The organism is Achromobacter sp. JCM 18799, assembly GCF_055395645.1.
On the sequence record NZ_AP043866.1, the window covers coordinates 6,953,812 to 6,975,886 of the forward strand.

Here is a 22,075-nt window from a genome sequence, read left to right on the forward strand (position 1 = left end):
GGGGCCGCCGCGCAAGAAAGCAGGGCGCCCGGGCCTGCCGGGCGCCGTTGGCTACAGGGCCAGGAATCCCGCGACGACCAGAATGATCAGGCCGTACTTGGTGGCCTTGTAGACCTTGCGGTTCCAGGCCTTGAAGGCCTTGCGCTTCTGGTCGATGACCCAGTGGGCGTGGGTCAGCTTGTTGATCGCGCCGGTCTGGTCGCCGCCGTCGTTGGGCGAACTGGCGGCGGACATCACGACGCGGCCGAACCAGCGGTTGAAGGCTTCGGCCCAGCGCCACTTCAGCGGGCGCTCCACGTCGCAGAACAGGATGATGCGGTTCTGGTCGGTGTGGTTGTAGGCTTCGTGCACGTAGGTTTCGTCGAACACCACGCTTTCGCCGTCGCGCCAGCTGTAGTGTTCGCCGTCGACGATGATGTGGCAGCCGTCATCGTTGGGGGTGACCAGGCCCAGGTGGTAGCGCAGCGACCCGGCGAACGGGTCGCGGTGGGGGTTCAGCTGGCCGCCGGGCGGGAGTTCGGCGAACATCGCGGCCTTGACCTTGGGCAGGGTCTTCAGGATGGCGACGGTCTTGGGGCAGAGTTCCTCGGCGGACGGGTGGCGCGCGTCATACCACTTCAGGTAGAAACGCTTCCAGCCGTACTTGAAGAAGGAATTGAAGCCGATGTCGTTATGGGTGTCGGCGGCCTTGATGCGGCGCAGCTCGGCCATCTGCATCGCCTCTTCGCGGATCGTCTCCCAGTTGTCGTCCAGCACCTTGAGTTCGGCGATTTCGCTGGTCGTCAGGTAGGGCGTGGTCGGAACCCGCGAGGTCAGCACCATGAAGGCGTTGACGGGGGCGAGCAGCACTGAATGGTCCAGCAATTGGCGGCCCAGCGGCAGCTTGACGCGGCCGCGGAAGTGCGCAAACAGGATGGCGCTCAGCCAGATCCCGGGAATTAGCCATTTCATAGGTGAATCTCGTGCGTAAATCTCATGTCAACAATGGAGGATGACGTGCAACGTGTATTGTTACACAGGCGCCCGCGTAGTCCTTTGCGCAACCGCATGGGCCTCGGCTTGGACCGCGTTGACTAGGTACAATTCCCTTTATGTCCGAAGAAGCCGTAACAACCCCGTCCCCATTTGTTCACCTGCGCGTACACTCCGAATTTTCGGTCGTGGACGGCATCGTGCGCATCCCCGACCTCATCAAGCGCGTGGCCAAGCTGGGCCAGCCCGCCGTCGCCTTGACGGATCTGTCGAACCTGTTCGGCCTGATCAAGTTCTACAAGGGCGCGCGCGGCGCCGGCATCAAGCCGATTGCCGGCTGCGATGTCTGGCTGTCCAACGACGACGACCCCGCCAAGCCTTTCCGCCTGCTGCTGCTGGTGCGCAACCACCAGGGCTACCTCAATCTCTGCGAACTGCTGACCAAAGCCTTCCTGACGAACCAGGGCAAGGGCCGCGCCGAGATCCGCCGCGAATGGCTGCAGGGGCAGGAGGGCCTGATCGCCCTGTCGGGCGGGCGCGGCGGCGATGTGGGCCAGGCGCTGGACGCGGGCAACGCCGTGTCGGCGCTGGCGCTGGCGCGCCAGTGGGCGCACCTGTTCCCGGGCAGCTACTACATCGAGTTGCAGCGCGCCGGCATGGACGGCGACGAAGCCTACACCCAGGCCGCCATGCGCCTGGCCAGCGAGGCCGGCTTGCCGGTGGTGGCGACGCATCCGGTGCAGTTCCTGGACGAGTTCGAATTCCAGGCGCACGAGGCCCGCGTCTGCATCGCCGAAGGCGAAATCCTGGCCAACCCGCGCCGCGTGCGCCGGTTCAGCAAGGAGCAATACCTGCTCAGCTCCGAGGAAATGGCCCGGCGCTTCGCCGACGTGCCCTCGGCGCTGGCCAACACGGTGGAAATCGCCAAGCGCTGCAACCTCAGCCTGGTGCTGGGCAAGCCGCGCCTGCCCAACTTCCCCACGCCGGACGGCGTGAGCCTGGACGACTACCTGGTCCAGCTGTCGGAAGAGGGCCTGGAAAAGCGCATGGAGTTCCTGTTCCCGGACGAGGCCGAACGCGCCTCCAAGCGCGAGCAGTACTACGAACGCCTGCGCTGGGAATGCAAGACCATCATCCAGATGGGCTTCCCCGGCTACTTCCTGATCGTGCAGGACTTCATCAACTGGGGCAAGAACAACGGCGTGCCGGTGGGGCCGGGCCGGGGTTCCGGCGCGGGCTCGCTGGTGGCCTATGCCCTGGGCATTACCGACCTGGATCCGATCCGCTACGACTTGCTGTTCGAGCGCTTCCTGAATCCCGAGCGGGTTTCCATGCCCGACTTCGATATCGACTTCTGCCAGGACAACCGCGAACGGGTCATCGACTACGTCAAGGAAAAGTACGGCCGCGCCGCCGTGAGCCAGATCGCCACCTTCGGCACGCTGGGCGCCAAGGCCGTGGTGCGCGACGCCGGCCGCGTGCTGGACATGCCCTATATGTTCTGCGACGGCCTGTCCAAGCTGATCCCGTTCAATCCGATGGATCCCTGGTCGCTCGAACGCACCCTGAAGGACGAGCCTGCCTTCAAGGACCGCTACGAACAGGAAGAGGAAGTGCGCGCGCTGGTGGACCTGGCGCAGCCGCTGGAAGGCCTGACCCGCAACATCGGCATGCACGCCGGCGGCGTGCTGATTGCGCCTGGCAAGCTGACGGACTTCTGCCCGCTGTATTGCCAACCCGGCCAGGAAAACAGCGCGGTCTCGCAGTTCGACAAGGACGACGTCGAGGCCGCCGGCCTGGTGAAGTTCGACTTCCTGGGCCTGCGCAACCTGACGATCCTGGACTGGGCCGTGCGCTACGTGCGCCAGTTCAACGAGGACAAGCGCGACTTCGACGTCATGGCCCTGGCGCTGGACGATCCGGCCGCCTACAAGATCCTGTGCGACGCCAACACGACCGCCGTGTTCCAGCTGGAATCGCGCGGCATGAAGGAACTGCTGAAGAAGCTGCGGCCCAACACCTTCGAAGACATCATCGCCATGCTGGCCCTGTACCGTCCGGGGCCGCTGGAATCGGGCATGGTGGACGACTTCGTCAACCGCAAGCACGGCCGCGCCGCGGTGGATTATTTCCACGACGACCTGGAGAACACCCTCAAGAGCACCTACGGGGTCATCGTCTACCAGGAACAGGTGATGCTGATCTCGCAGATCATCGGCGGCTATTCGCTGGGCGGCGCCGACCTGCTGCGGCGCGCCATGGGCAAGAAAAAGCCCGAGGAAATGGCCAAGCACCGGGAACTGTTCGAGCAGGGCGCCAAGGAAAAGGGCCACGATCCGGACCTGGCGGTCAAGCTGTTCGACCTGATGGAGAAGTTCGCGGGCTACGGCTTCAACAAGTCGCACTCGGCCGCGTACGCGCTGATCTCTTACCAGACGGCATGGCTCAAGGCCTACCATCCGACCGAGTTCCTGGCCGCGACCATGTCCTCGGACATGGACGACACCGATAAGGTCCAGATCTTCTGCCGCGACGCCCAGGATAACGGCGTCGAGGTGCTGCCGCCCGACGTCAATTTCTCGGGCTACCGCTTCGAGCCGGTCGCCGACAAGCACACCAAGAACGGCAAGCCGCCGCGCACCATGCGCTACGGCCTGGGGGCGGTCAAGGGCACGGGGCAGGGCGCGGTCGAGGACATCCTGCGCGCGCGCAAGGAAGGCGGCCCGTTCCAGAACCTGTTCGACTTCTGCCGCCGCGTCAGCAAGCAGGCGGTCAACCGCCGCACCATCGAAGCCCTGATCAAGGCCGGCGCCTTCGACACCATCGAGCCCAACCGGGCGGCGATGCTGGCTTCGGTGCCCACCGCCATGGAAGCCGCCGAGCAGGCGGCCCGCAGCGCCAACCAGGCCTCGCTGTTCGGCGACGACAGCGGTGACGTGGTGGCCGGCGAACTGGCCAAGGTCGCACCCTGGGATCTGCACAAGAAGCTGACCGAAGAAAAGTCCGCGCTGGGCTATTACTACAGCGGTCACCTGTTCGACGCCTGGCGCGACGAAGTGCGCCGTATCGTGCCCATGCAGCTGGTGCGGGTCGAACCGCAGCGCGACCTGCAATGGATGTGCGGCGTGCTGGCCAGCGTGCGCGTCATGATGACCCGCCGCGGCAAGATGGTCTTCGCGGTGCTGGACGACGGCACCGCGCAGGTCGAAATCTCGGTCTTCAACGAGCTCTACGAAAAGCACCGCAACCGCCTGCGCGAAGACCAGCTGGTGATCGTCCAGGGCAAGGTCAGCAATGACGACTACTCCGGCGGCATGCGCATCGTGGCCGAGCAGCTCTACGACCTGCAGCTGGCGCGCGAAGCCCGCGCCAAGTCCCTGCGCGTCAAGCTCAACGGCAGCGCCGACGCGGCGCGCCTGCGGCAGATGCTGAATCCGTTCCGGGCCGAGCCCGAGAACGGCATTCCAGGAGTGCCGGTCGATATCGTATATACCAAGAACAATTTCCTGTGCACCGTCCGCCTGGGCGAAGAGTGGCGCGTCCGCATGGCCGACACGCTGCTCGCCAACTTGAATGAATGGACCAAACCCGATGGCGTGGAGGTCACGTATTGATGCCTAGCCTGCGTATCGTTCACTCGGAAGCCGCAACCAGCTTCGGCGGCCAGGAAGGCCGGATCTTCAAAGAGATGACCGCCATGCGCGCGCGCGGCCATCACATGGAAGCCATCTGCCAACCCAAGGCGCAATTGGCCGAACGTCTGTCGGACGCCGGTTTTCCCGTGCACACCCTGGAAATGGATGGCGCGGTGAATTACCTGAAGGGCATCGCCACCATCCGCGGCATCCTGCGCGAAGGCCGCTTCGACGTGCTCAATACCCACAGCCGGCGCGATACGGTCATTGCCGCCGCCGCCGCCGGCCGGCTGGCGGGGACGCCGCTCATCGTGCGGACCCGGCACCTGTCGAACAAGGTGGGATCGCTATGGTCCTACACCTGTCTGCCGCACAGGGTCACGACGGTCAGTGATCATGTGCGACAACACCTCATCGACCGTGGCGTGCCTGCTGGCAAGGTAGCCACCGTCTATTCCCCCATCGTGCTGCCGCCGCCCGTGGAACGCTCCACGCTGCGGGCAGAACTCGGCCTGGCCGATGACGACATCGTGGTCGGCTGCGTGGCCGTCATGCGCGCCACCAAGGGCCACAAGGACCTGATCGACGCGATCGCGCCGCTGATGGCCAGTCGGCCCAAGCTGCATCTGGTGTTCGTCGGCGGCGGTTCGCCGGTGTTCGAGCAGACCCAGGCCTATGTGGCCGAACTGGGGCTGCAGGACCGCATCCACCTGATGGGCATGCGGCGCGACGTGCCCAATCTGCTGGCGGGTTTCGATCTGTTCGCCCTGGCCACGCAGCAGGAAGCGTCCGGCACCGTCTACGTCGAGGCGCAGGCCAGCGGCCTGCCCGTGGTTGGCACGGACGTCGGCGGCGTGTCCGAAATGTTCCGCGACGGCGAAACCGGCATCCTGGTGCCGCCCAAGGACCCCGAGGCGCTCACCGTCGCGCTGGTGCGCTTGATCGACGACGCCGATCTGCGGCGGCGCATGGGCGAGGCCGGCCGCAAGATGGTCTGGGACGAGGGCGTGTTCTCGCCCGCCCGCCTGGCGGAAACCACCGAAGCCGTCTATGCCAAATGGCTGGCGGAGCGCGTGGGATGAACGCGCCCAACGTTCCGGTGCTGATGTATCACCACGTCACGCCGGCTGGCGGCATGATCGCCGCCACGCCCGACGTGTTCGAGGCGCAGATATCGCGCCTGGCCCGCGCCGGCTACCAGTCCTTGTCCGCCGATCAGTTCGCGGCCTACCTGGCCGGCGGCGCCGCGCCCGAGCGCTCGGTGCTGATCACCTTCGACGATGGCTACCTGAACAACTGGGTGCATGCGCACCCGGTGCTGGCGCGCCACGGCATGCGCGCGGTGCTGTTCACCATCACCGGCTGGATCGGCGACGGGCCGGTGCGCCCGCATGCGGGCCAGGCCGGTCCCTTGCCCGCCACGCCCGACCACGACGCCTGCAAGCAGCTGGTGGCCGCAGGCCGGACCGACGAGGCCATGCTGCGCTGGAGCGAGATCGAGGCGATGCAGGCGGCGGGCACCTTTGAGTTCCATTCCCACACGCACTCCCATACCCGCTGGGACAAGGTCTGCGGCGCCGATGTCGACGCCAAGCGCGGCCATATTGCCCAGGAATTGCAGGAGTCCCGCGACACGCTGACGCGCCGCCTCGGCTCCGTCAGCGACCACCTCTGCTGGCCGCAAGGCTATTTCGACGCGGACTACGTGGCCGCGGCGCGGGCCGCCGGATTCCGGCACTTGTACACTACCGACCCTTTCGGCCAGAACACCCCCGGCGCGGATCCCGAACACATCTATCGTTTCGCGGTGCGCAACCAGGGCGGATCCTGGCTGAACCGGCGCATCTGGCTGTCGCGCGATCCCTTCTGGGGGCCGCGCTTTCATGCCTGGAAGGTCTGGAAAAAGCGTCTCAGGAATCGCGGATGAAGCTATCTGTCATCATCATTACCAAGAACGAGGTGGAGAACATCGCCGCCTGCATCAAGTCCGTGGCCTTCGCCGATGAATTCATCGTGGTGGACTCGGGCAGCACCGACGGCACCGTCGAAGTCGCGCGCGCCCTGGGCGCCCGGGTGGAAGTGACCCCGGACTGGCCCGGCTTCGGACCGCAAAAGAACCGCGCGCTGGACCTGGCGACGGGCGACTGGGTGCTGTCGATCGATGCCGACGAGCGCGTCACGCCGGAACTGGCCCAGGAAATCCAGGAAGCGCTGCGCGCGCCGCACGCCGACGCCTACGAAATCGCGCGCCTGTCGAATTTCTGCGGCCGCGACATTCGCCACAGCGGCTGGTGGCCCGATTACGTGCTGCGCCTGTTCAAGCGCGGCACGGCGCGGTTCAACGACGTGGCCGTGCATGAGCGCGTGGTGCCGGCCAATGGCAAGCCGCTGCAGATGCGCGGCTACTTCCACCACTATCCCTACGACAACCTGGACGCGCTGATCACCAAGGTCAACCGCTACTCGTCCGACGCGGCCGCCATGATGTACGCCAAGGGCCGGCGCACCTCGATCTTCGGCGCGCTGGGCCACGGCTTCTGGACCTTTGTGCGGATCTACCTGATCCGGCGCGGCTTCCTGGACGGCAAGCACGGTCTGGTGCTGGCCGTGGTCGCCTCGGCCGGCAGCTTCTTCCGCTATTCGAAGCTGATGTTCCTGGCCGAGAAGAAGAAGTGAAGATCCTCTACACCAACTTCCACGCCGGCAACGGCGGCGGGCACGTCACCTACATCATCAATCTGGCCAAGGCCCTGTCCAAGGACCACCAGATCACGATCGCGGCGCCGGCCACCAGCCGCCTGTACCGTTACGCCAAGGCGATTCCGGGCGTGGCGGTGGAGGACATGCAGTACACGACGCGGCCCTCGTCCTGGTTCAAGGACCGTGCGCAACTGCGCCGCCTGATCAAGGCCGGCAGCTTCGACATCATCCACGCCAACGGCTCGGCCGACCACAAGCAGGTCATGCTGGCGACGCTGGGCATGCGCCACCGCCCGCGCATCGTTTTCACCAAGCACAACGACCATCCGCTGGCGAGCTTCGGCCATAAGTTGCGGGTGGCGCTGGCCACCGACCATGCCATCGCGGTCAGCGACTACGTCCATGGCCTGATGCAGCAGTCGCCCTACGGCAAGCGTCCCATCACCACCATCCGTCACGGCATCGACACCAATTTCTTCGCGCCGCCGCCGCCGGAAAGCCTGGACAAGCTGCGCGCCATCTTCTTCGGACCCGACTGGCACGGCAAGCTGCTGCTGGGCAGCGCCGGCGGCACAGACTACGACAAGGGCTGGCTGGACCTGGTGGCCGCGGTCGCCGCGTTGCCGCCGGAAGACCGCAAGCGCGTGCTGCTGATGGTGGCGGGCGACCCGCCCAACGAGGCCAAGCTCGCCCGGGTGCGCGAGTTGGGCATGATCGACCAGGTCCGCTTCCCAGGCTTGCTCGATGACGTGCGGGCGGCGCTGGCGTCCTGCCATGCGGGTTTCGTGCTGTCCTACCGCGAAGCCCTGTCGTTCGCCTGCCGCGAGATCATGGGGTTGGGGCTGCCCGCCTTGGTCAGCGACGCGGGCGGGCTGCCGGAGAATGTCACCGATGGGGTCGATGGCTGGATCGTGCCCGCGCGCGACGTGCCCGCCATCACCGCCAAGCTGCGTTTCATGCTGGACCATCCCGACGCCGTGCGCGCCATGGGCGTCCAGGCACGGGCAACCAGCCTGCGGGACTTCAATCTGGAACGTTTCGCCGCCGCCACACTGGACGTATACCGACGCACGCTGGGATAGGGCCGGGCTTTATAATCTGTCCCTATGTCTATCCCCATACTCATGTACCACCAGATCGGCGAGCCCAATCCCAAGGGCACGCCGTTCCGCGGGCTGACGGTGCACCCCGACAGCTTTGCCCGGCAGATGCGCTGGATGCGCAGGCTGGGCTATCGCGGCTTGTCCATGCGCGACGTCATGCCTTACGTGCGCGGCGAACGCCAGGGCAAGGTGTTCGGCATCACGTTCGACGACGGCTACCGCAATGTGCACCATAACGCCATGCCGGTGCTGAGCGAACTGGGCTTCACCGCCACCAACTATTTCGTGGCGCACCAGTTCGATGGCGGCAATGTGTGGGACCTGGAAAAAGGCATACCCTTCTCGGCCCTGATGACCGTGAACGAGATGCGGGAATGGGCACAGGCCGGCAACGAAGTTGGTTCGCATACGCTGGACCATGTGCACTTGTCCCGGATATCGCCCGACGAAGCCCGGCGTCAGATCGTCCAATCCAAGGACGAGCTGGAGCAGGTATTGGGTGCGCCCGTGACTGCCTTCTGCTACCCCTATGGCGATCACGGCCCGGAACACCGAGTCATGGCGCGCGAGGCGGGCTACGACAACGCCACGCTGATTCAGCGCGGTCTGGCGTCGGCCTCCGACGACCCTTATGGACTTCCCCGGGTCACTGTGTCGCGCTCCACCCACATCATCCGTTTCCTGCAGAAGTGCCTGACCCGGTATGAAGACTCCCGCCGGCGCGCTTGAGCGGCGCCTGCGCATCGCGCTGCTGGTCGATCGCTTCGGCAATCGTTTCGGCGGCGCTGAAGCTTATGGCGTGGAGTTGATGCGGGTGCTGGGGCAGCGCCACGACGTCTCCGTGGTGGCGCGCGATTTCGACAGCGACCTGCCGTTCCCCTTCTTGCCCGTGCGCTTTCCAGGCTGGCTGCCCAGCTGGATGCGCGTGCTGTATTTCGCCTGGCGCGCCGACCGCCTGACCCGCGGCCGCTACGACATCGTGCATTCGCACATGAACGGCTGGGCGGGCGAGATCCAGGTCATGCACGTGACGCCGGTGCGCTACAACCGGCTGACCCGCGTCAAGCCGCTGCAACGCCTGACGGCCTGGCTCAGCCCGCGCCTGGCCACGTATCTGCTGCTGGAAAAGCTGCGCGTGCGCCCGGCGCCCGCGCGACGCGTGGTGGCGGTGTCCGGCCTCATCATGGACCAGCTGCACCGCAGCTACGGTCCGCAGCTGCCGGTGGACATCATCGCGCCCGGGGTCAAGCTGCCGACCGCGGCGCAAATGGAAGGCCGCGAGGCCACGCGCGCCAGCCTGGGGTGGGACGCCGACACCATCGGCTGCCTGCTGGTCGCTCGCAATCCCTTGCGCAAGGGATTGCCGGCGCTATTGGATGCGCTGGCGCAATTGCCGCCGCAATACCGGCTGTTGGTCGTGGGCGCGGACGAGCCGACTCGTGAACGCGTGCGCGCGGCGGGCGCCATCGCCAGCCGCGTCACGCTGATCGACCCCACGCCCGACGTCGCCCGCTACTTCAGCGCCGCCGACATCTACGCGCATCCGACGCTGAACGACAGCTACGGCATGGCGCCGCTGGAAGCCATGTCGCACGGACTGCCGGTCGTGGTGAGTTCGCCCGCTTACTGCGGCTTCGCGCAATACCTGGCGGCGGGCAAGGACGCGCTCATCCTGCAGGATCCGCGCGACGGCGCCCAATTGGCGCAGGCGCTGGAGCGGTTGGGCTCCGAACCCGCGTTGCGGGCGGCCCTGGCCGAACGGGGTCTTGAGATCGCGCGCGAGCAAAGCTGGGAAACGGTGGCGGCGCGCTACGAGGCGCTGTACGACCAGGTGCTGCAAGAACGCCGCTGAGGCAGGTCCAGGCGGCGTTGCGGCCTGGCGTCAATGGCCGGGCGCCGTCGCCCGTTCCAGTTCGCCCAGCCAGCGGATCGCATGTTCGCGGTCGGCGCCGCACATCTCGGCCTGAGGCTGCAGCCCGCCGCAGAAATCCGGGCGCGACGGCTGGCCGAAAATCGCGCAGCGCATGTCAGGCAGCAGCTGGATACAGGGCACGCCGGCGGGTTTGCCTTGCGGCATGCCGGGTATTGGCCGGGTGATCGACGGCGCGATGCAACAGGCGCCGCAGCCGGGCCGGCATTCCAGCGCGGCGGGCGCCTGCAGGTTCAGACCCATCCGCGCAGCCAGTAGATGAACAGGCCCGCGTATTCCTTGAGAATGGAGCGGCTGGCGTCATAGGCGCGCTGATTCGGGAGCCACAGGGGCACGGAGCCATCGGCGGGTTCCACGATCTGCGGCGGCGCGGGGGCGGCGATCGCCTCCACGCCCTGCTTGGAAAAGGCCGCCATCGCACGCGGCATATGCAACGCGGAAGTCACCAGCAGCACCTTGCCGATGCCGCGCGCCTTGAGCTGATCCTCGGTCAAGGCCGCGTTTTCATATGTGGTGCGGCTGGAGTTTTCCAGGATGAGCGCCGTGTCTGGCACGCCCTGCTGGCGGATGGCGTGCGCCATGCCGCGGGCTTCGCTGACGTCGCCTTCCAGCGCGCCGCCCGACAGCAGCACCTTGGGCGCGCGTCCGGCCAGATAAAGTTGCGCTGCCGTGTCGATCCGGACCACGGCGGTTTCCTTGTCATACGGCAGGAACCAGTTGGCGCGCCCGTTGGCGGTGTTGCCGCCCAGCACCACGATGGCGTCGGCGGTCGGGGATTGCGCTGGCGGCAGATGCGGATAGCGGTGTTCCAACGCGCCGCCGGCCCAGATCGACGTCGCGGGCAGAGACCAGGCCAGCGACCACAAAAGGCCGGCAACGATGAGCGAACCGCCGGTCTTGCGGAGCCGGAACAGACCCAGCACCAGTCCGACGGCAACCAGGGTCAGGCTCAAGTTGTAAGGAATGATCAGATTTGTGAGATAGCTGGACAAGGGCATCTTGAAAAAAATCCTGATTACTACGTCTCGTCCAGCAGAAGGTTGGCTTGCTGTTCAACCTCTTCGCCAGACGGCCATGCATGCTCCGAGCCTACGCAGACGGCGCGCGGCGACCACGGACCGGTGCGTCCCGGACGCGTGACGCCGAACAGCGTCAGTTCGCTGGCGTTGGCGGCTGCGGCGACGTGCGAGACACCAGAATCGTTACAAATCACCAGCGCCGCCCGTGCCGTCAACGCTGCAAATGCGCCCAGGGACAGGGGAGGCAGCAGCATCGCCGTAGGGGCATTGCGCCGCGCTTCCTCGGTTTCGGCCGGAGGAGGGCACATTACCACGGTATGACCGCGGGCCTGCAAGGCCCTGGTAAGTGTATCGAATCCCGGCCAGACCTTGATCTTGCCCTTGTGCAGACCCGTGGCCGTGGGCGCGATCAGCACGAAACGCTGGCCTGCCAGCCCGGCGGCTTCCAGCGCCAGATCGGCGGCGCTCTGGTGGGCGGACGTCAGCGGCAGGTCCAGGGTCGGACCGGGTTCGGCCGGGCCGCTGGGCAGGCCCCAGCGGGTCAGGGCTTCGCGGGTCAGGTGATGCCAGGACTGGACCGCGTGCAGCGAGTCGCCGGGTTTGGCAACGGGCCAGCGCAACAGGAAGCTGCGGCCGTCGTCGCGATAGCCGGCCGAGGGCAGTCCCGCCAGCCGGAACACCAGCGCGCTGGACAGCGAGTCCGGCAGCAGCAGTCCGCGGGCGCGGCGCCCCTGGGCGCCCAGGCTGCGGCGGTGGGCGCTGACCGCTGCCCGGTCCGGTCCGACCTTGCCGCGCATGGGGATGAAATCCTGCTTGGCCACGCCGTCCAGCAGGTCGCGGGCCCAGGGGCGGGCGCAGATCACCAGGGGCAGGCCGCTGGCGTGCAGGGCGCGCAGGCTGGGCAGGCTCATGCAAACATCGCCCACCCAATTGGGCAAGCGGACGTACAGGCAGCTGATATCGGACATGGAAGGGCGCTGGGCGCGTTAAGGCTGAAGGGGACATGGCCCGGGCGGCGACTTGTCGCGCAGCCGGTACAATTCTGGCCACAATTGTATAAAAGCGAGTGATTCCTTTGAATTCTGCCGCACGCAACGCGCCCGCGAGTTCCCAACCCGTCAAAGCCGAACTCTGGAGTCGGATCTACAGCCGCGTGGGCTCCTACTGGAAGGGATTGTTGCTTGCCGTCCTGCTGATGGCCGGCGCGGCCGCCACGCAGCCCGTCCTGGCAGTCATCATGAAGCCCTTGCTGGACGGCGGCTTTTCGGGCGCCAAGCCGTACTACGTCTGGGCGCTGCCGCTGGCAGTGGTCGGCCTGATCCTGCTGCGCGGCATCTGCAACTTCTTCAGCGATTACCTGCTGGCCTGGGTGGCCAACAACGTGCTGCTGGGCATGCGCAAGGATATGTTCGAGCGCCTCCTGGGCCTGCCCGACGCCGACTTCAAGCAGGGCGATACCGGCCGCCTGCTCAACCGCTTCACCATCGATGCCGGCAACGTCACGGGCTACGCCACCGACGTCATCACGGTGCTGGTGCGCGAAACCCTGGTCGTCGTCGCGCTGATCTGCGTGCTGCTGTACATGTCCTGGGTGCTGACGCTGATCATCCTGATCATGCTGCCGGTGTCGGTGCTGATCTCGCGCTTCTTCATCAAGCGCCTGCGCCGCATCAATCGCGAAACCGTCAACATGAATGCCGAGCTGACCCGCGTGGTCGGCGAAGGCATCGACGGCCAGCGCGTCATCAAGCTGTTCGACGGCTATGAAGTCGAACGCGGCCGCTTCGATTTCGTCAGCCGCCGCCTGCGCCGCTTCGCCATGCGCACGGCCACGGCCGATGCCGCCCTGACGCCGCTGACCCAGGTCTGCATTTCCATCTCGGTCGGCGCGGTCATCGCCGTGGCGCTCAGCCAGGCCAACCACGGCGCCCTGACCGTGGGCAGCTTCGCCTCCTTCATGGCGGCGCTGGCTCAGATTTTCGACCCCATCAAGCGCCTGACCAACGTCGCCGCCCGCATGCAGAAGATGCTGGTGTCGGCCGAAAGCGTGTTCACGCTGATCGACCAGGTACCCGAAAAGGATACCGGCACCAAGGAACTGGCCGAGCCCGTGCGCGGCAAGGTCGAATTCCGCAGCGTCTCCCATCGTTTCCCCGATGCCGACCGCGATACCGTCAACGGCATTTCCTTCACTGTGGAGCCCGGCCAGACCGTGGCCCTGGTAGGACGTTCGGGCAGCGGCAAGACCACCCTGGTCAACATGCTGCCGCGCTTTGTGCTGGCCGATAGCGGTTCCATCCTGGTGGACGACACGCCAATCGACGAGCTGACGCTGCGCAGCCTGCGCTCACATCTGTCGCTGGTGAGCCAGGACGTGGTGCTGTTCGATGACACCATCGCAGCCAACGTCGGCTACGGCGCGTTGGGCAAGTCGAGCGAGCAGAAGGTGCGCGATGCGCTGGCGGCCGCCAATCTGCTGGAATTCGTCGAGGGTCTGCCGCAGGGACTCAATACGCCGGTGGGCGAGAACGCCGCCCGCCTGTCCGGCGGCCAGCGCCAGCGCCTGGCGATCGCCCGCGCGCTGATCAAGAACGCGCCCATCCTGATCCTGGACGAAGCCACTTCCGCGCTCGATAACGAATCCGAGCGCCAGGTCCAGGCCTCGCTGGAGCGCCTGATGAAGGGCCGGACCACGCTGGTCATCGCCCACCGCCTGTCCACCGTGCAGAATGCCGACCGCATCATCGTGCTGGATGCCGGCAAGATCGTCGAGCAAGGCCCGCACGCCGAGCTGCTGGCCGCCAACGGCCTGTACGCCTCGCTCTACAAGATGCAATTCCGCGACGACTGATCGGCCAGCCGCCTGGCCTGGCGGTTGTTCGTTCCTGTCGCATTTCCGGATTGCCAAGCGTCCGGATTGCCGGAAAATGGAGCCGGGCCTGCCGGCAGGCCCGGCCCCCGTCCGCTGCGGGCGGGGCGGCGCCCCGAGGCGCTTTGGTCCGCCGTGCATCTGGAGCGCCCCATGTCCCTGCCTGCCGAAGGCAATCAGCTAGTCAATGTCGTCGTCCTGCTGGGGGCTGCGGTCGTCGCGGTTCCCCTGTTCAAGCGCCTGGGGTTGGGATCCGTCCTGGGATACCTGGCCGCCGGCCTGGTGATCGGCCCCTTTGGCCTGGGCCTGTTCTCCGATCCCAAATCCATCCTGCACGTGGCCGAACTGGGCGTGGTGATGTTCCTGTTCATCATCGGCCTGGAAATGCAGCCCTCCCGGCTGTGGAAGCTGCGCGGCGAGATCTTCGGCCTGGGCGTCGCACAGGTGCTGGCCTGCGGCGGACTGCTGACGGTGGTCGGCCTGCTGGCGGGGCTGTCGGGTCCGGCGGCTTTCATGGCCGCGATGGGTTTCGTGCTGTCGTCCACCGCCATCGTCATGCAGATACTGGGCGAACGCGGCGACACCGCCAGCGCGCAGGGCCAGCGCATCGTCTCGATCCTGCTGCTGGAAGACCTGGCCATCGTGCCGCTGCTGGCCCTGGCGACCCTGCTGGCGCCGGCTGGCAATTCCAGCCATGGCGATCCGTGGATACAGTCGGCCATCGCGGTGGCGTGCATCCTGGCATTGCTGGCCGCCGGCCGCTGGCTGCTCAACCCGCTGTTTCGCCTGCTGGCCGCCGCGCATGCGCGCGAGGTCATGACGGCAGCCGCCTTGCTGGTGGTGCTGGGCGCGGCGCTGCTGATGGAATTGGGCGGCCTGTCGATGGCGATGGGCGCCTTCCTGGCAGGCGTGCTGCTGTCCGAATCCACCTTCCGCCATCAGCTGGAGGCCGAAGTCGAGCCGTTCCGCGGCATATTGCTGGGCCTGTTCTTCCTGGGCGTGGGCATGTCGCTGGACCTGTCGGCGGTGGCCCGCGAATGGCCGCTGATCCTGGCCGCGGTGGCGGTGTTCATGCTGGTGAAATCGGTGGGCGTGTACGTGGTGGCGCGGGTGCTGCGCGCGACCCACGCCGAGGCCATGACCCGCGCGGCCCTGCTGGCGCAGGGCGGTGAATTCGCTTTCGTGCTGTACGGGGCGGCAGCCGCCGCCGGCATCTTCGATGCCCACACCGGCGCCGTGCTGACTGCAGTCGTCATCATTTCCATGGCGCTCACGCCGCTGTGCGTGCTGGCGTTGCGCTGGCTTCTGCCCAAGCCGCAGCCTTCGATGGAAGACGTGGATGTGGCCAAGGATCTGGAGGGCTGCGCCCTCATCGTGGGCTTCGGGCGTTTTGGCCAAATCGTGACCCAGGCGATGCTGGCCCGCGACCTGACGGTCTCCATCCTGGATATCGACACCGACGCGATCCGGGCAGCGGCCAAATGGGGCGTCAAGGTCTATTACGGCGACGGCACGCGCATCGACATGCTGCGCACCGCCGGCGCGGAAAATGCCTGCGCCATCCTGATCTGCATCGACGACCCCAAGGCGGTCAACCACATGGTCAAGCTGATCAAGGCCGAATTCCCGCTGGTGCGGGTGGTGGTGCGCGCATACGACCGCATCCATTCGTTGGCGCTGGCCAAGGAAGGGGTCGACTACCAGGTGCGCGAAACCCTGGAATCGGCGCTGGCCTTTGGCGAGGCCGCGCTGCGCGTGATCGGCGTGCCACCCGATGAAGCCGCCGAGGTGGTGCAGGATGTGCGCAGGCGCGACACCGAGCGTTTCGACCTGGAGGTGGCCGGCGGGCTGTTCGCCGGCCGCTCGCTGCTTTACGGCAATATGACCAGCGCCCCGGACGGCCGCAACGACCAGCCCGATCGGGAAACCGAGAGCGCCGCGCCCAGCCCGTCGGTGTAATAGACTATTTCCTGATCGTTGCATTACTTTTCGCATCATTTCACGCGCAGGCGCTGGTGGCTGAGGTAGATTTATCCGCACTGACTCGTCATCCATGACGAGCATTTGCCAGGGGGCTGCCATGCTGCAATCGGATCGGATTTCCACGACACCGCACGCTGTTGGAGTAGAACTGGCCCGGCGGCAGGCCCGGGCCTTGCGATGCGGATTTTCGGCGGGCTCCATGCGCCAGTTGGTGTCGCACACGGGCGGAACCGGTCCGGCATGGTCGATTGGCGCGCACCGCGAAACCGACAGGGCCAAGGGCGCCAAGGCCTTTCCCTTCCGCATCGCGGCGGTCGCGGCGACCTGAGGAAGCTGCGGCGCGGAAAGCGCCGCGCGGGCGGCGCTGGGGTTTTTTAGGGGCGGATCTTGCGCGGCTTGTCCGGCGGCGGCATCATCTGCGGCGTAAATCTCTGCCGGAATGATCCGCGTCCCCCGGACGTCCCCGGCGTAGGAGCGCCGTATTGAAGTCTCGCGGGTTTGTGCAACGCGCCCTGTATGCGTTGGCGGTGCTCGTCGCAATCGGCATCTGCGCGGCCGCGGTCGCGCTGCTCTGGATCGACCGCCGCGCCACCTGGGACGCCGCCCACGCTTCGGCGCGCAACATCACCGGCGTGCTGTCCGCGGACATCAGCCGCACCCTGCATGTCTACGACCTGTCGCTGCAGGGCATGGCCGAACGCCTGCGCGAACCGGGCCTGGCTCAGCTGGCGCCTGAAACCCAGCACCGCTTCCTGTTCGACCGGCCATCCACCGCCGAATACCTGGGCGCCGTCGTGGTGCTGGATAAGGACGGCAATATCCGTTACCACTCCGGGGATCTGGATGCGCCGGATGTGAGTTTCGCCGACCGGGATTTCTTCCAGGTGCATCGCGATGCCGACGACGTCGGCATGTATGTCAGCAAACCCTACCGCAGCCGCCTGCGCGGTGGCGACGAGAGCATCGCCATCAGCCGGCGCCTGTCCAATCCGGACGGCAGCTTCGCCGGCGTGGTGGGCGGTTCGCTGCGCCTGGCCTATTTCCGCGACCGCTTTGCCGCGCTGTCGATCGGCGAGCGCGACGAAATAAGCGTCTTCCGCAACGATGGCCTGGTGTTGTTGCGCGCCCCATATTCCCTGAACGACCTGGGCAGCGACATCGGCATGGCGCTGGATTTCCAGCAATTCCTGATCCGCCGCGAAGGCTCGTTCGTCGGCGCGCTGTCTCCAGACGGCGTGAACCGCTACTACACCTTCGCCAGCATCGAGGACACGCCGCTCATCATCGACGTGGCCATGGACGTGGACGAGCTGATGGAGCCCTGGGACCGCCGCGCGCTCTTCATCATCCTGGTCACTACGGCGCTGCTGCTGTCGGTCGTGGCGCTGATCGTGCTGTTCAGGCGCGAGATGATCCTGCGCAAGGCGGTCGAGACGCAGCTGGCGATACAGGCGCGCACGGATGGGCTCACCGGCCTGGCCAACCGGCGCGCGTTCGACGAAACGCTGGAGCGCGAATGGCAGAATGCGCGCCGCGAGCGCGTGCCGCTATCGCTGCTGTTCCTGGATGCCGACCATTTCAAGCGCTACAACGATCGCTACGGCCACCAGCAGGGAGACCAACTGCTGGCGACGCTGGCGCGCGTCCTCAAAAAAAAGGCCCGGCGTCCGCGCGACCTGGCGGCCCGCTATGGCGGCGAGGAATTCGTCGTGCTGCTGCCCAATACCAGCCGCCAGCGCGCCGCGGAGATCGCGGAGAGCATCCGGCGGGCGGTTGCCGGCCTGAAGGTGCCGCACGCGGACGCCGCCGCCGGCATCGTCACCATCAGCGTCGGGGTCGCGACCGCTGTGCCGCAGGGCGACGATACGGTCGCCGGCCTGGTGGAGGCGGCCGACGAGGCCGTCTACCAGGCCAAGGAGTCAGGCCGCAATCGCGTGGCAATGGCCGGGTCTTGATCCGGCGCTGAATGAAAAAGCCCCGCCGCGCTCATCGCGCGGCGGGGCTTTTTCGATCCTGCGTGGCTTAGCGGCCGACCATGACGGCCTGCATGCGCGTTTGCGCCTGTTGCACGTTCTTGGCTTGCGCGTTCAGGTCCTGCAGCAGCTTGTTCAGCTCGGCTTGCACGGCCGGATCCTGTACCTTGACGATGGGACCGGAAATGTCGATCTGCGCGGCATGCGCGGCAACGTAGTCGGCGATCTTCAGGCTGCTGTCGAAGGTTGCGTTCAGCTGCGGCAGCACGTCGCGGAAGGTGTCGGCCGGCAGGCTCACGGTCTTCTCGTAGGCCTTGTCGTACACCGCCTTCAGGTCTTCCGGCTGCTTGAGCTGAGCGCGCGCGGCGTCGGCCTTGGCCTGCTGTTCCTTCAGCGCCGCGCCCATTTCATTGAGCGAGGCTTGCACGGTCTTGAGGTCGTCGCGACGCGTCACGATATCGTTCAGCGAACGCATGGAGCCTTTCTGCATGATGCCCGACAAGGGCTTCACCGAAGCATCCATGCCCGCATTGAAGTCGGTGATCACCGCATATTGCGCGGCGTAGTCGCCGAAGGACTTCTTCTCTTCATCCGTCAACTGCGGGACGCGCACGCCGGGCTTGTCGACGATGCGGGTCTGCAGGAACTGCGTGAACGCGGCACGCTGTTCGGGTTCCTTGTTGCCGCAAGCGGCCAGCATCAACGGCAGCGCTGCGGCCAAGACGAGGAACGGACGGAATAGGGACTTCATCGCATCGAACTCCTAAAAGCGAAAGAAAGAAATTTTCAGGGTATACCCTGAAGGCGCCCGCAGCTTATCGGGTCGCCTTCCTTGCCGCCATCGCTTTCAGAATTGTTTGCAATCGAATCTTTAAGACACAAAATCCACACATAATGAAGTGAAGTCGCGCCCGCTACCTGTTACGCGTGCGCGCGTGTTCCAGTTATTCCTGGACGGCGATTTCCCGCAATGCCGCGGTCAGCAGTTCCGCCGACCGCGACAGCGAGCGGCCCGCGCGCCGCAGGATGCCGATGTGCCGATATAACGGCGGACTGCTGATGGAAACGCAACGCAGGCGGTTGGTATCGCCTTCGCGGGCAGCCAATTCAGAAAGAATGGCGACGCCCAATCCTTGCGCCGCCATCGCCAGCACGGTCGAGTTGTAGACGACCTCATAGGCCGCCGGCAGCGAGATTTTCAATTTGTCGGCCGCCGCCTCGATATGCGTGCGAATGCTGCTCTCCCGCACCGGCAATATCAACGGATGCTCGGCCAGATCCTTGAGCGTCACGGTGTCCGGCGCGGCCCAGGGATAGTCATGCGCCATGTAGGCGCAAAAGCGGTCGGTCACCAGTTGCTCCCAGACCAGCTCCTGATCGCGCTTGATCGGACTGCCGATACCAAAATCGACCTCGCCGCTGCGCGTCATGTCGTTGACGCGGGAGGCCACGGTGTCCCGCACGCAGACGGTGATCCGCGGGTAGTCGCGGTTCAGCCTGTGGATCGCCTGCGGCAAGAGGCCTGCGGCCAGGGAGGGCAGCACGGCAACGGTCACCGTGCCGCGTTCCCGGTCGCTGGTGTCGCGGGCCTGGGTCACCAGGTCTTCGATTTCAGCCACCAGTTTTTCGATCCGCGGGTAGAGCTCCTGGCCCCGCGGCGTCAGGCTGACGCTGCGGTGGTTGCGGTCGAACAGCCGCGTGCGCAGATGGGACTCGAGCTGCTGGATCTGTATGGTCAGCGCCGACTGCGAAATATTCAGTTCGTGAGCCGTCCTGGTGAAGTTGCCTAAACGCGCGATCGTGAGGAAAGCGCGTAACTGCTTGAGATCACTCAACATTATCGAAACTCCGAATCAAGACGCGAGGGCGTTGCGATCGTTTTTTTTGAAAAGAATGTTCCGTTATTTGAATTTTACGAATCGCATGCCGCTGAGTATATTTCCTATCGAACGCCTGGCTCAAAAAGGCGGCGAATAAATAAATGAGACAAAGAGGGAGGGCTCAGCATGGCCGGGTATTGTGCCTCACACCAGAGGCTTCAAACGCTGCAGCGAATAATGGATTCGATAAATGCCGCGGCTGAAAAGTGCGCCGGACTGTTTCTTATAGGAATGGTCCTGGCGATTTCAATTTCTGTATTTGTACGGCTGCTTTACACCTATACCGGCATTCCATTTTCCACGCCCTGGGCGGAAGAATTGGGCCGTTTCATGATGGTCGGCAGCGTCTTCATTGGCGGCGCGGTCGCCACCTACCGCCTGCGCCTGATCGGCGTCGATGCCTTCATCGGCATGGTGCCTGAGTCGGTCGCGCGCTGGCTGCGCGTTGTCGCCCATATCCTGACTTTGATGCTGGCCGTGCTGCTGGCCTGGAAGTCGATCAGATTGATCGAGCTTGGCATGAGGCAGACGTCGCCCGCGATGGAAATGCCCATGGCGTACATCTATGTGTTCATGTTCATCGGTTGTGTGCTGATGAGCCTGAATACCTTCGCGCATGTCATCAAGGAATTGATGAGTGTCGAAGCATCGCAGCCGGTCGGAGAGACGGAAAGAGCCGCCGCCGCCATGCAAAATAGTGAAGGAGGGGCGCTGTGATCCCGGTTCTGTTCTTATCGTTTACGGCGATCCTGATAATCGGCGCGCCCATCGTCACCGCCTTGGGCATGTCCGCCGCGTTTGCCCTGCAGGCGGGCGACCGCTCGCTGCTGATCGTGGCGCAGATGGCGTTTCAGTCGCTCGATTCGTTCAGCCTGATGGCCGTGCCATTCTTCATCCTGGCCGGGCATCTGATGTCCTCGGGCGGTGTCGCTGCCCGGCTGGTGCAACTGGCCAATGCCTTCGTCGGCTGGATCCGCGGCGGGCTGGGGGCGGTCGCGGTGCTGACCTCGCTGCTGTTTGCGACGGTTTCGGGTTCCTCGTCCGCAACTACCGCCGCGATCGGCTCCGTGCTGATCCCGGAAATGGAAAAGAAGGGCTACCCCAGGTCGTTCGCGGCTTCCATTGCCGCATCCTCCGGCGAGCTGGGGGCGATCATCCCGCCCTCGATCCCCATGATCGTGTATGCGCTGACGGCGAACGTGTCGGTCGGCTCGCTATTTCTCGCGGGCATCCTGCCGGGTCTGCTGATCACCGTGTCGCTGATCCTTACGGTCTGCCTGGTTGCCCGCTTCCAGGGCTTTGACGCAGTCACCGCGGTGAGCTTCACCGGATGGCTCAAGGGTGTCCTGGTCGCCCTGAAGGATGCGACGCTGGCGTTGATGATGCCGGTCATCATCCTGGGCGGGATCTACGGCGGGTTGTTTACCGCGACGGAAGCCTCCTGCATCGCCGTGTTGTACGGCCTCGCGCTTGGGCTGTTCGTCTACAAGGAAATAACGGTCAAGGATCTGCTCGGTATTTTCGCGCGCTCCGCGGTGATGTCCTCCATCATCCTGCTGATCGTGGCGTTCGCGGCCGTGTTCGCCTACCTGCTGACGATCAATCAGGTGCCGCAGCAGGTCGCTGCGATGCTCGGGTCGGTGACGACCAATCCGATCGTGTTCCTGCTGCTGGTGAACGTCATGCTGTTCCTGGTCGGCATGTTCATCGAGGCACTGGCGGCGATCCTCATCATCGTGCCCATCCTGGCGCCCATCAGCGTCACCTTCGGCATCGATCCCATCCACTTCGGCATGATCGTCATCACCAACCTGGCGGTCGGCATGGTGACGCCTCCGGTCGGCGTGAACCTGTTCGTGGTGTGCGAAGTCGCCCAGTTGAAAATGCACCAGTTGGCGAAGTATCTGGTCATTTTCCTCGCCGTCCTGGTGCTCGATGTCCTGATTATTTCTTACGTGCCCGCCATTAGTACCTTTTTCTTATAAAAACTAGATCGGCTGCCCGAGGACAG

The 22,075-nt window shown here is 65.4% G+C and carries 19 protein-coding genes; 13 read left to right on the forward strand and 6 right to left on the reverse strand.

Features of this window, described 5'->3' with window-relative positions; all coding sequences use genetic code 11:
- Positions 1-51 precede the first annotated feature (51 nt).
- Entirely contained in the window at positions 52-951 is a 900-nt protein-coding gene (gene lpxO / locus ACZ5YA_RS32910) for a lipid A hydroxylase LpxO (protein ID WP_059380421.1), read from the reverse strand.
- Positions 952-1,091: 140 nt separating this feature from the next.
- Here lpxO and dnaE point away from each other — a divergent pair, with 140 nt between their 5' ends.
- From dnaE to ACZ5YA_RS32945, 7 genes are read left to right on the forward strand one after another with little or no spacing between them, the layout of a single operon-like run.
- On the forward strand, positions 1,092-4,586 hold the full coding sequence (dnaE, locus tag ACZ5YA_RS32915) for a DNA polymerase III subunit alpha (protein WP_059380420.1): 3,495 nt from the start codon (positions 1,092-1,094) through the stop codon (positions 4,584-4,586).
- A complete protein-coding gene (locus ACZ5YA_RS32920) occupies positions 4,586-5,689 on the forward strand; it encodes a glycosyltransferase family 4 protein (protein ID WP_464091760.1) in 1,104 nt (367 codons plus the stop codon). The genes dnaE and ACZ5YA_RS32920 overlap by 1 nt, the downstream gene beginning before the upstream one ends.
- Entirely contained in the window at positions 5,686-6,534 is an 849-nt protein-coding gene (locus ACZ5YA_RS32925) for a polysaccharide deacetylase family protein (RefSeq protein WP_464091761.1), read from the forward strand. Before ACZ5YA_RS32920 ends, ACZ5YA_RS32925 begins: the two co-directional genes overlap by 4 nt.
- A complete protein-coding gene (locus tag ACZ5YA_RS32930; protein WP_464091762.1) occupies positions 6,531-7,283 on the forward strand; it encodes a glycosyltransferase family 2 protein in 753 nt (250 codons plus the stop codon). The genes ACZ5YA_RS32925 and ACZ5YA_RS32930 overlap by 4 nt, the downstream gene beginning before the upstream one ends.
- A complete protein-coding gene (locus ACZ5YA_RS32935) occupies positions 7,280-8,389 on the forward strand; it encodes a glycosyltransferase family 4 protein (RefSeq protein ID WP_464091763.1) in 1,110 nt (369 codons plus the stop codon). Before ACZ5YA_RS32930 ends, ACZ5YA_RS32935 begins: the two co-directional genes overlap by 4 nt.
- Before the next feature lie 24 nt (positions 8,390-8,413).
- Positions 8,414-9,139, forward strand: a complete 726-nt coding sequence (locus tag ACZ5YA_RS32940) for a polysaccharide deacetylase family protein (protein WP_464091764.1) — start codon at positions 8,414-8,416, stop codon at positions 9,137-9,139.
- The gene (locus ACZ5YA_RS32945; RefSeq protein WP_251877105.1) at positions 9,114-10,262 is read left to right on the forward strand and encodes a glycosyltransferase family 4 protein; all 1,149 of its coding nucleotides are present in this window, start codon (positions 9,114-9,116) and stop codon (positions 10,260-10,262) included. The genes ACZ5YA_RS32940 and ACZ5YA_RS32945 overlap by 26 nt, the downstream gene beginning before the upstream one ends.
- Before the next feature lie 30 nt (positions 10,263-10,292).
- Here ACZ5YA_RS32945 and ACZ5YA_RS32950 read toward each other — a convergent pair whose 3' ends face one another.
- Genes ACZ5YA_RS32950 through ACZ5YA_RS32960 form a run of 3 tightly spaced genes read right to left on the reverse strand, consistent with a single transcriptional unit; the run spans position 10,293 to position 12,327 of the window.
- Entirely contained in the window at positions 10,293-10,583 is a 291-nt protein-coding gene (locus tag ACZ5YA_RS32950) for a YkgJ family cysteine cluster protein (RefSeq protein ID WP_059380414.1), read from the reverse strand.
- On the reverse strand, positions 10,574-11,338 hold the full coding sequence (locus ACZ5YA_RS32955) for a YdcF family protein (protein WP_059380413.1): 765 nt from the start codon (positions 11,336-11,338) through the stop codon (positions 10,574-10,576). Before ACZ5YA_RS32955 ends, ACZ5YA_RS32950 begins: the two co-directional genes overlap by 10 nt.
- Before the next feature lie 20 nt (positions 11,339-11,358).
- Positions 11,359-12,327 carry a glycosyltransferase family 9 protein gene (locus tag ACZ5YA_RS32960; protein WP_118932251.1) on the reverse strand — a complete coding sequence of 323 codons (969 nt, stop codon included), beginning with the start codon at positions 12,325-12,327 and terminating at the stop codon, positions 11,359-11,361.
- A 107-nt stretch (positions 12,328-12,434) separates the two neighbouring features.
- Between ACZ5YA_RS32960 and msbA the strand changes: the two genes are divergently transcribed.
- The 4 genes from msbA (at position 12,435) to ACZ5YA_RS32980 (ending at position 18,166) form a co-directional block, all read left to right on the forward strand.
- Entirely contained in the window at positions 12,435-14,210 is a 1,776-nt protein-coding gene (msbA, locus tag ACZ5YA_RS32965) for a lipid A export permease/ATP-binding protein MsbA (protein WP_059380411.1), read from the forward strand.
- Between the two features lie 171 nt (positions 14,211-14,381).
- Positions 14,382-16,187: a monovalent cation:proton antiporter-2 (CPA2) family protein gene (locus ACZ5YA_RS32970; RefSeq protein WP_464091765.1), complete on the forward strand. Its 1,806-nt coding sequence runs from the start codon at positions 14,382-14,384 to the stop codon at positions 16,185-16,187.
- Between the two features lie 223 nt (positions 16,188-16,410).
- Complete coding sequence (locus ACZ5YA_RS32975) at positions 16,411-16,539, forward strand: hypothetical protein (RefSeq protein ID WP_262422092.1); 129 nt, start codon at positions 16,411-16,413, stop codon at positions 16,537-16,539.
- Between the two features lie 154 nt (positions 16,540-16,693).
- Positions 16,694-18,166 (forward strand): GGDEF domain-containing protein, encoded by a 1,473-nt coding sequence (locus ACZ5YA_RS32980; RefSeq protein WP_165867816.1) that lies wholly within the window; start codon positions 16,694-16,696, stop codon positions 18,164-18,166.
- A gap of 67 nt (positions 18,167-18,233) precedes the next feature.
- Here ACZ5YA_RS32980 and ACZ5YA_RS32985 read toward each other — a convergent pair whose 3' ends face one another.
- Complete coding sequence (locus ACZ5YA_RS32985) at positions 18,234-18,935, reverse strand: DUF3053 domain-containing protein (RefSeq protein ID WP_013392682.1); 702 nt, start codon at positions 18,933-18,935, stop codon at positions 18,234-18,236.
- Between the two features lie 193 nt (positions 18,936-19,128).
- The gene (locus ACZ5YA_RS32990; protein ID WP_054451187.1) at positions 19,129-20,022 is read right to left on the reverse strand and encodes a LysR family transcriptional regulator; all 894 of its coding nucleotides are present in this window, start codon (positions 20,020-20,022) and stop codon (positions 19,129-19,131) included.
- 219 nt (positions 20,023-20,241) lie between these two features.
- Here ACZ5YA_RS32990 and ACZ5YA_RS32995 point away from each other — a divergent pair, with 219 nt between their 5' ends.
- Complete coding sequence (locus ACZ5YA_RS32995) at positions 20,242-20,781, forward strand: TRAP transporter small permease (protein WP_251877101.1); 540 nt, start codon at positions 20,242-20,244, stop codon at positions 20,779-20,781.
- Complete coding sequence (locus ACZ5YA_RS33000; protein ID WP_118932257.1) at positions 20,778-22,049, forward strand: TRAP transporter large permease; 1,272 nt, start codon at positions 20,778-20,780, stop codon at positions 22,047-22,049. Before ACZ5YA_RS32995 ends, ACZ5YA_RS33000 begins: the two co-directional genes overlap by 4 nt.
- Positions 22,050-22,075 lie beyond the last annotated feature (26 nt).

Excerpts from the sequence above, each read along its gene's own strand:
- lpxO (WP_059380421.1), bottom strand. The coding sequence starts at position 951 with ATGAAATGGCTAATTCCCGGGATCTGGCTGAGCGCCATCCTGTTTGCG.
- dnaE (WP_059380420.1), top strand. The coding sequence starts at position 1,092 with ATGTCCGAAGAAGCCGTAACAACCCCGTCCCCATTTGTTCACCTGCGC.
- ACZ5YA_RS32920 (WP_464091760.1), top strand. The coding sequence starts at position 4,586 with ATGCCTAGCCTGCGTATCGTTCACTCGGAAGCCGCAACCAGCTTCGGC.
- ACZ5YA_RS32925 (WP_464091761.1), top strand. The coding sequence starts at position 5,686 with ATGAACGCGCCCAACGTTCCGGTGCTGATGTATCACCACGTCACGCCG.
- ACZ5YA_RS32930 (WP_464091762.1), top strand. The coding sequence starts at position 6,531 with ATGAAGCTATCTGTCATCATCATTACCAAGAACGAGGTGGAGAACATC.
- ACZ5YA_RS32940 (WP_464091764.1), top strand. The coding sequence starts at position 8,414 with ATGTCTATCCCCATACTCATGTACCACCAGATCGGCGAGCCCAATCCC.
- ACZ5YA_RS32945 (WP_251877105.1), top strand. The coding sequence starts at position 9,114 with ATGAAGACTCCCGCCGGCGCGCTTGAGCGGCGCCTGCGCATCGCGCTG.
- ACZ5YA_RS32950 (WP_059380414.1), bottom strand. The coding sequence starts at position 10,583 with ATGGGTCTGAACCTGCAGGCGCCCGCCGCGCTGGAATGCCGGCCCGGC.
- ACZ5YA_RS32955 (WP_059380413.1), bottom strand. The coding sequence starts at position 11,338 with ATGCCCTTGTCCAGCTATCTCACAAATCTGATCATTCCTTACAACTTG.
- ACZ5YA_RS32960 (WP_118932251.1), bottom strand. The coding sequence starts at position 12,327 with ATGTCCGATATCAGCTGCCTGTACGTCCGCTTGCCCAATTGGGTGGGC.
- ACZ5YA_RS32970 (WP_464091765.1), top strand. The coding sequence starts at position 14,382 with ATGTCCCTGCCTGCCGAAGGCAATCAGCTAGTCAATGTCGTCGTCCTG.
- ACZ5YA_RS32975 (WP_262422092.1), top strand. The coding sequence starts at position 16,411 with ATGCGCCAGTTGGTGTCGCACACGGGCGGAACCGGTCCGGCATGGTCG.
- ACZ5YA_RS32985 (WP_013392682.1), bottom strand. The coding sequence starts at position 18,935 with ATGAAGTCCCTATTCCGTCCGTTCCTCGTCTTGGCCGCAGCGCTGCCG.
- ACZ5YA_RS32990 (WP_054451187.1), bottom strand. The coding sequence starts at position 20,022 with ATGTTGAGTGATCTCAAGCAGTTACGCGCTTTCCTCACGATCGCGCGT.
- ACZ5YA_RS32995 (WP_251877101.1), top strand. The coding sequence starts at position 20,242 with ATGGATTCGATAAATGCCGCGGCTGAAAAGTGCGCCGGACTGTTTCTT.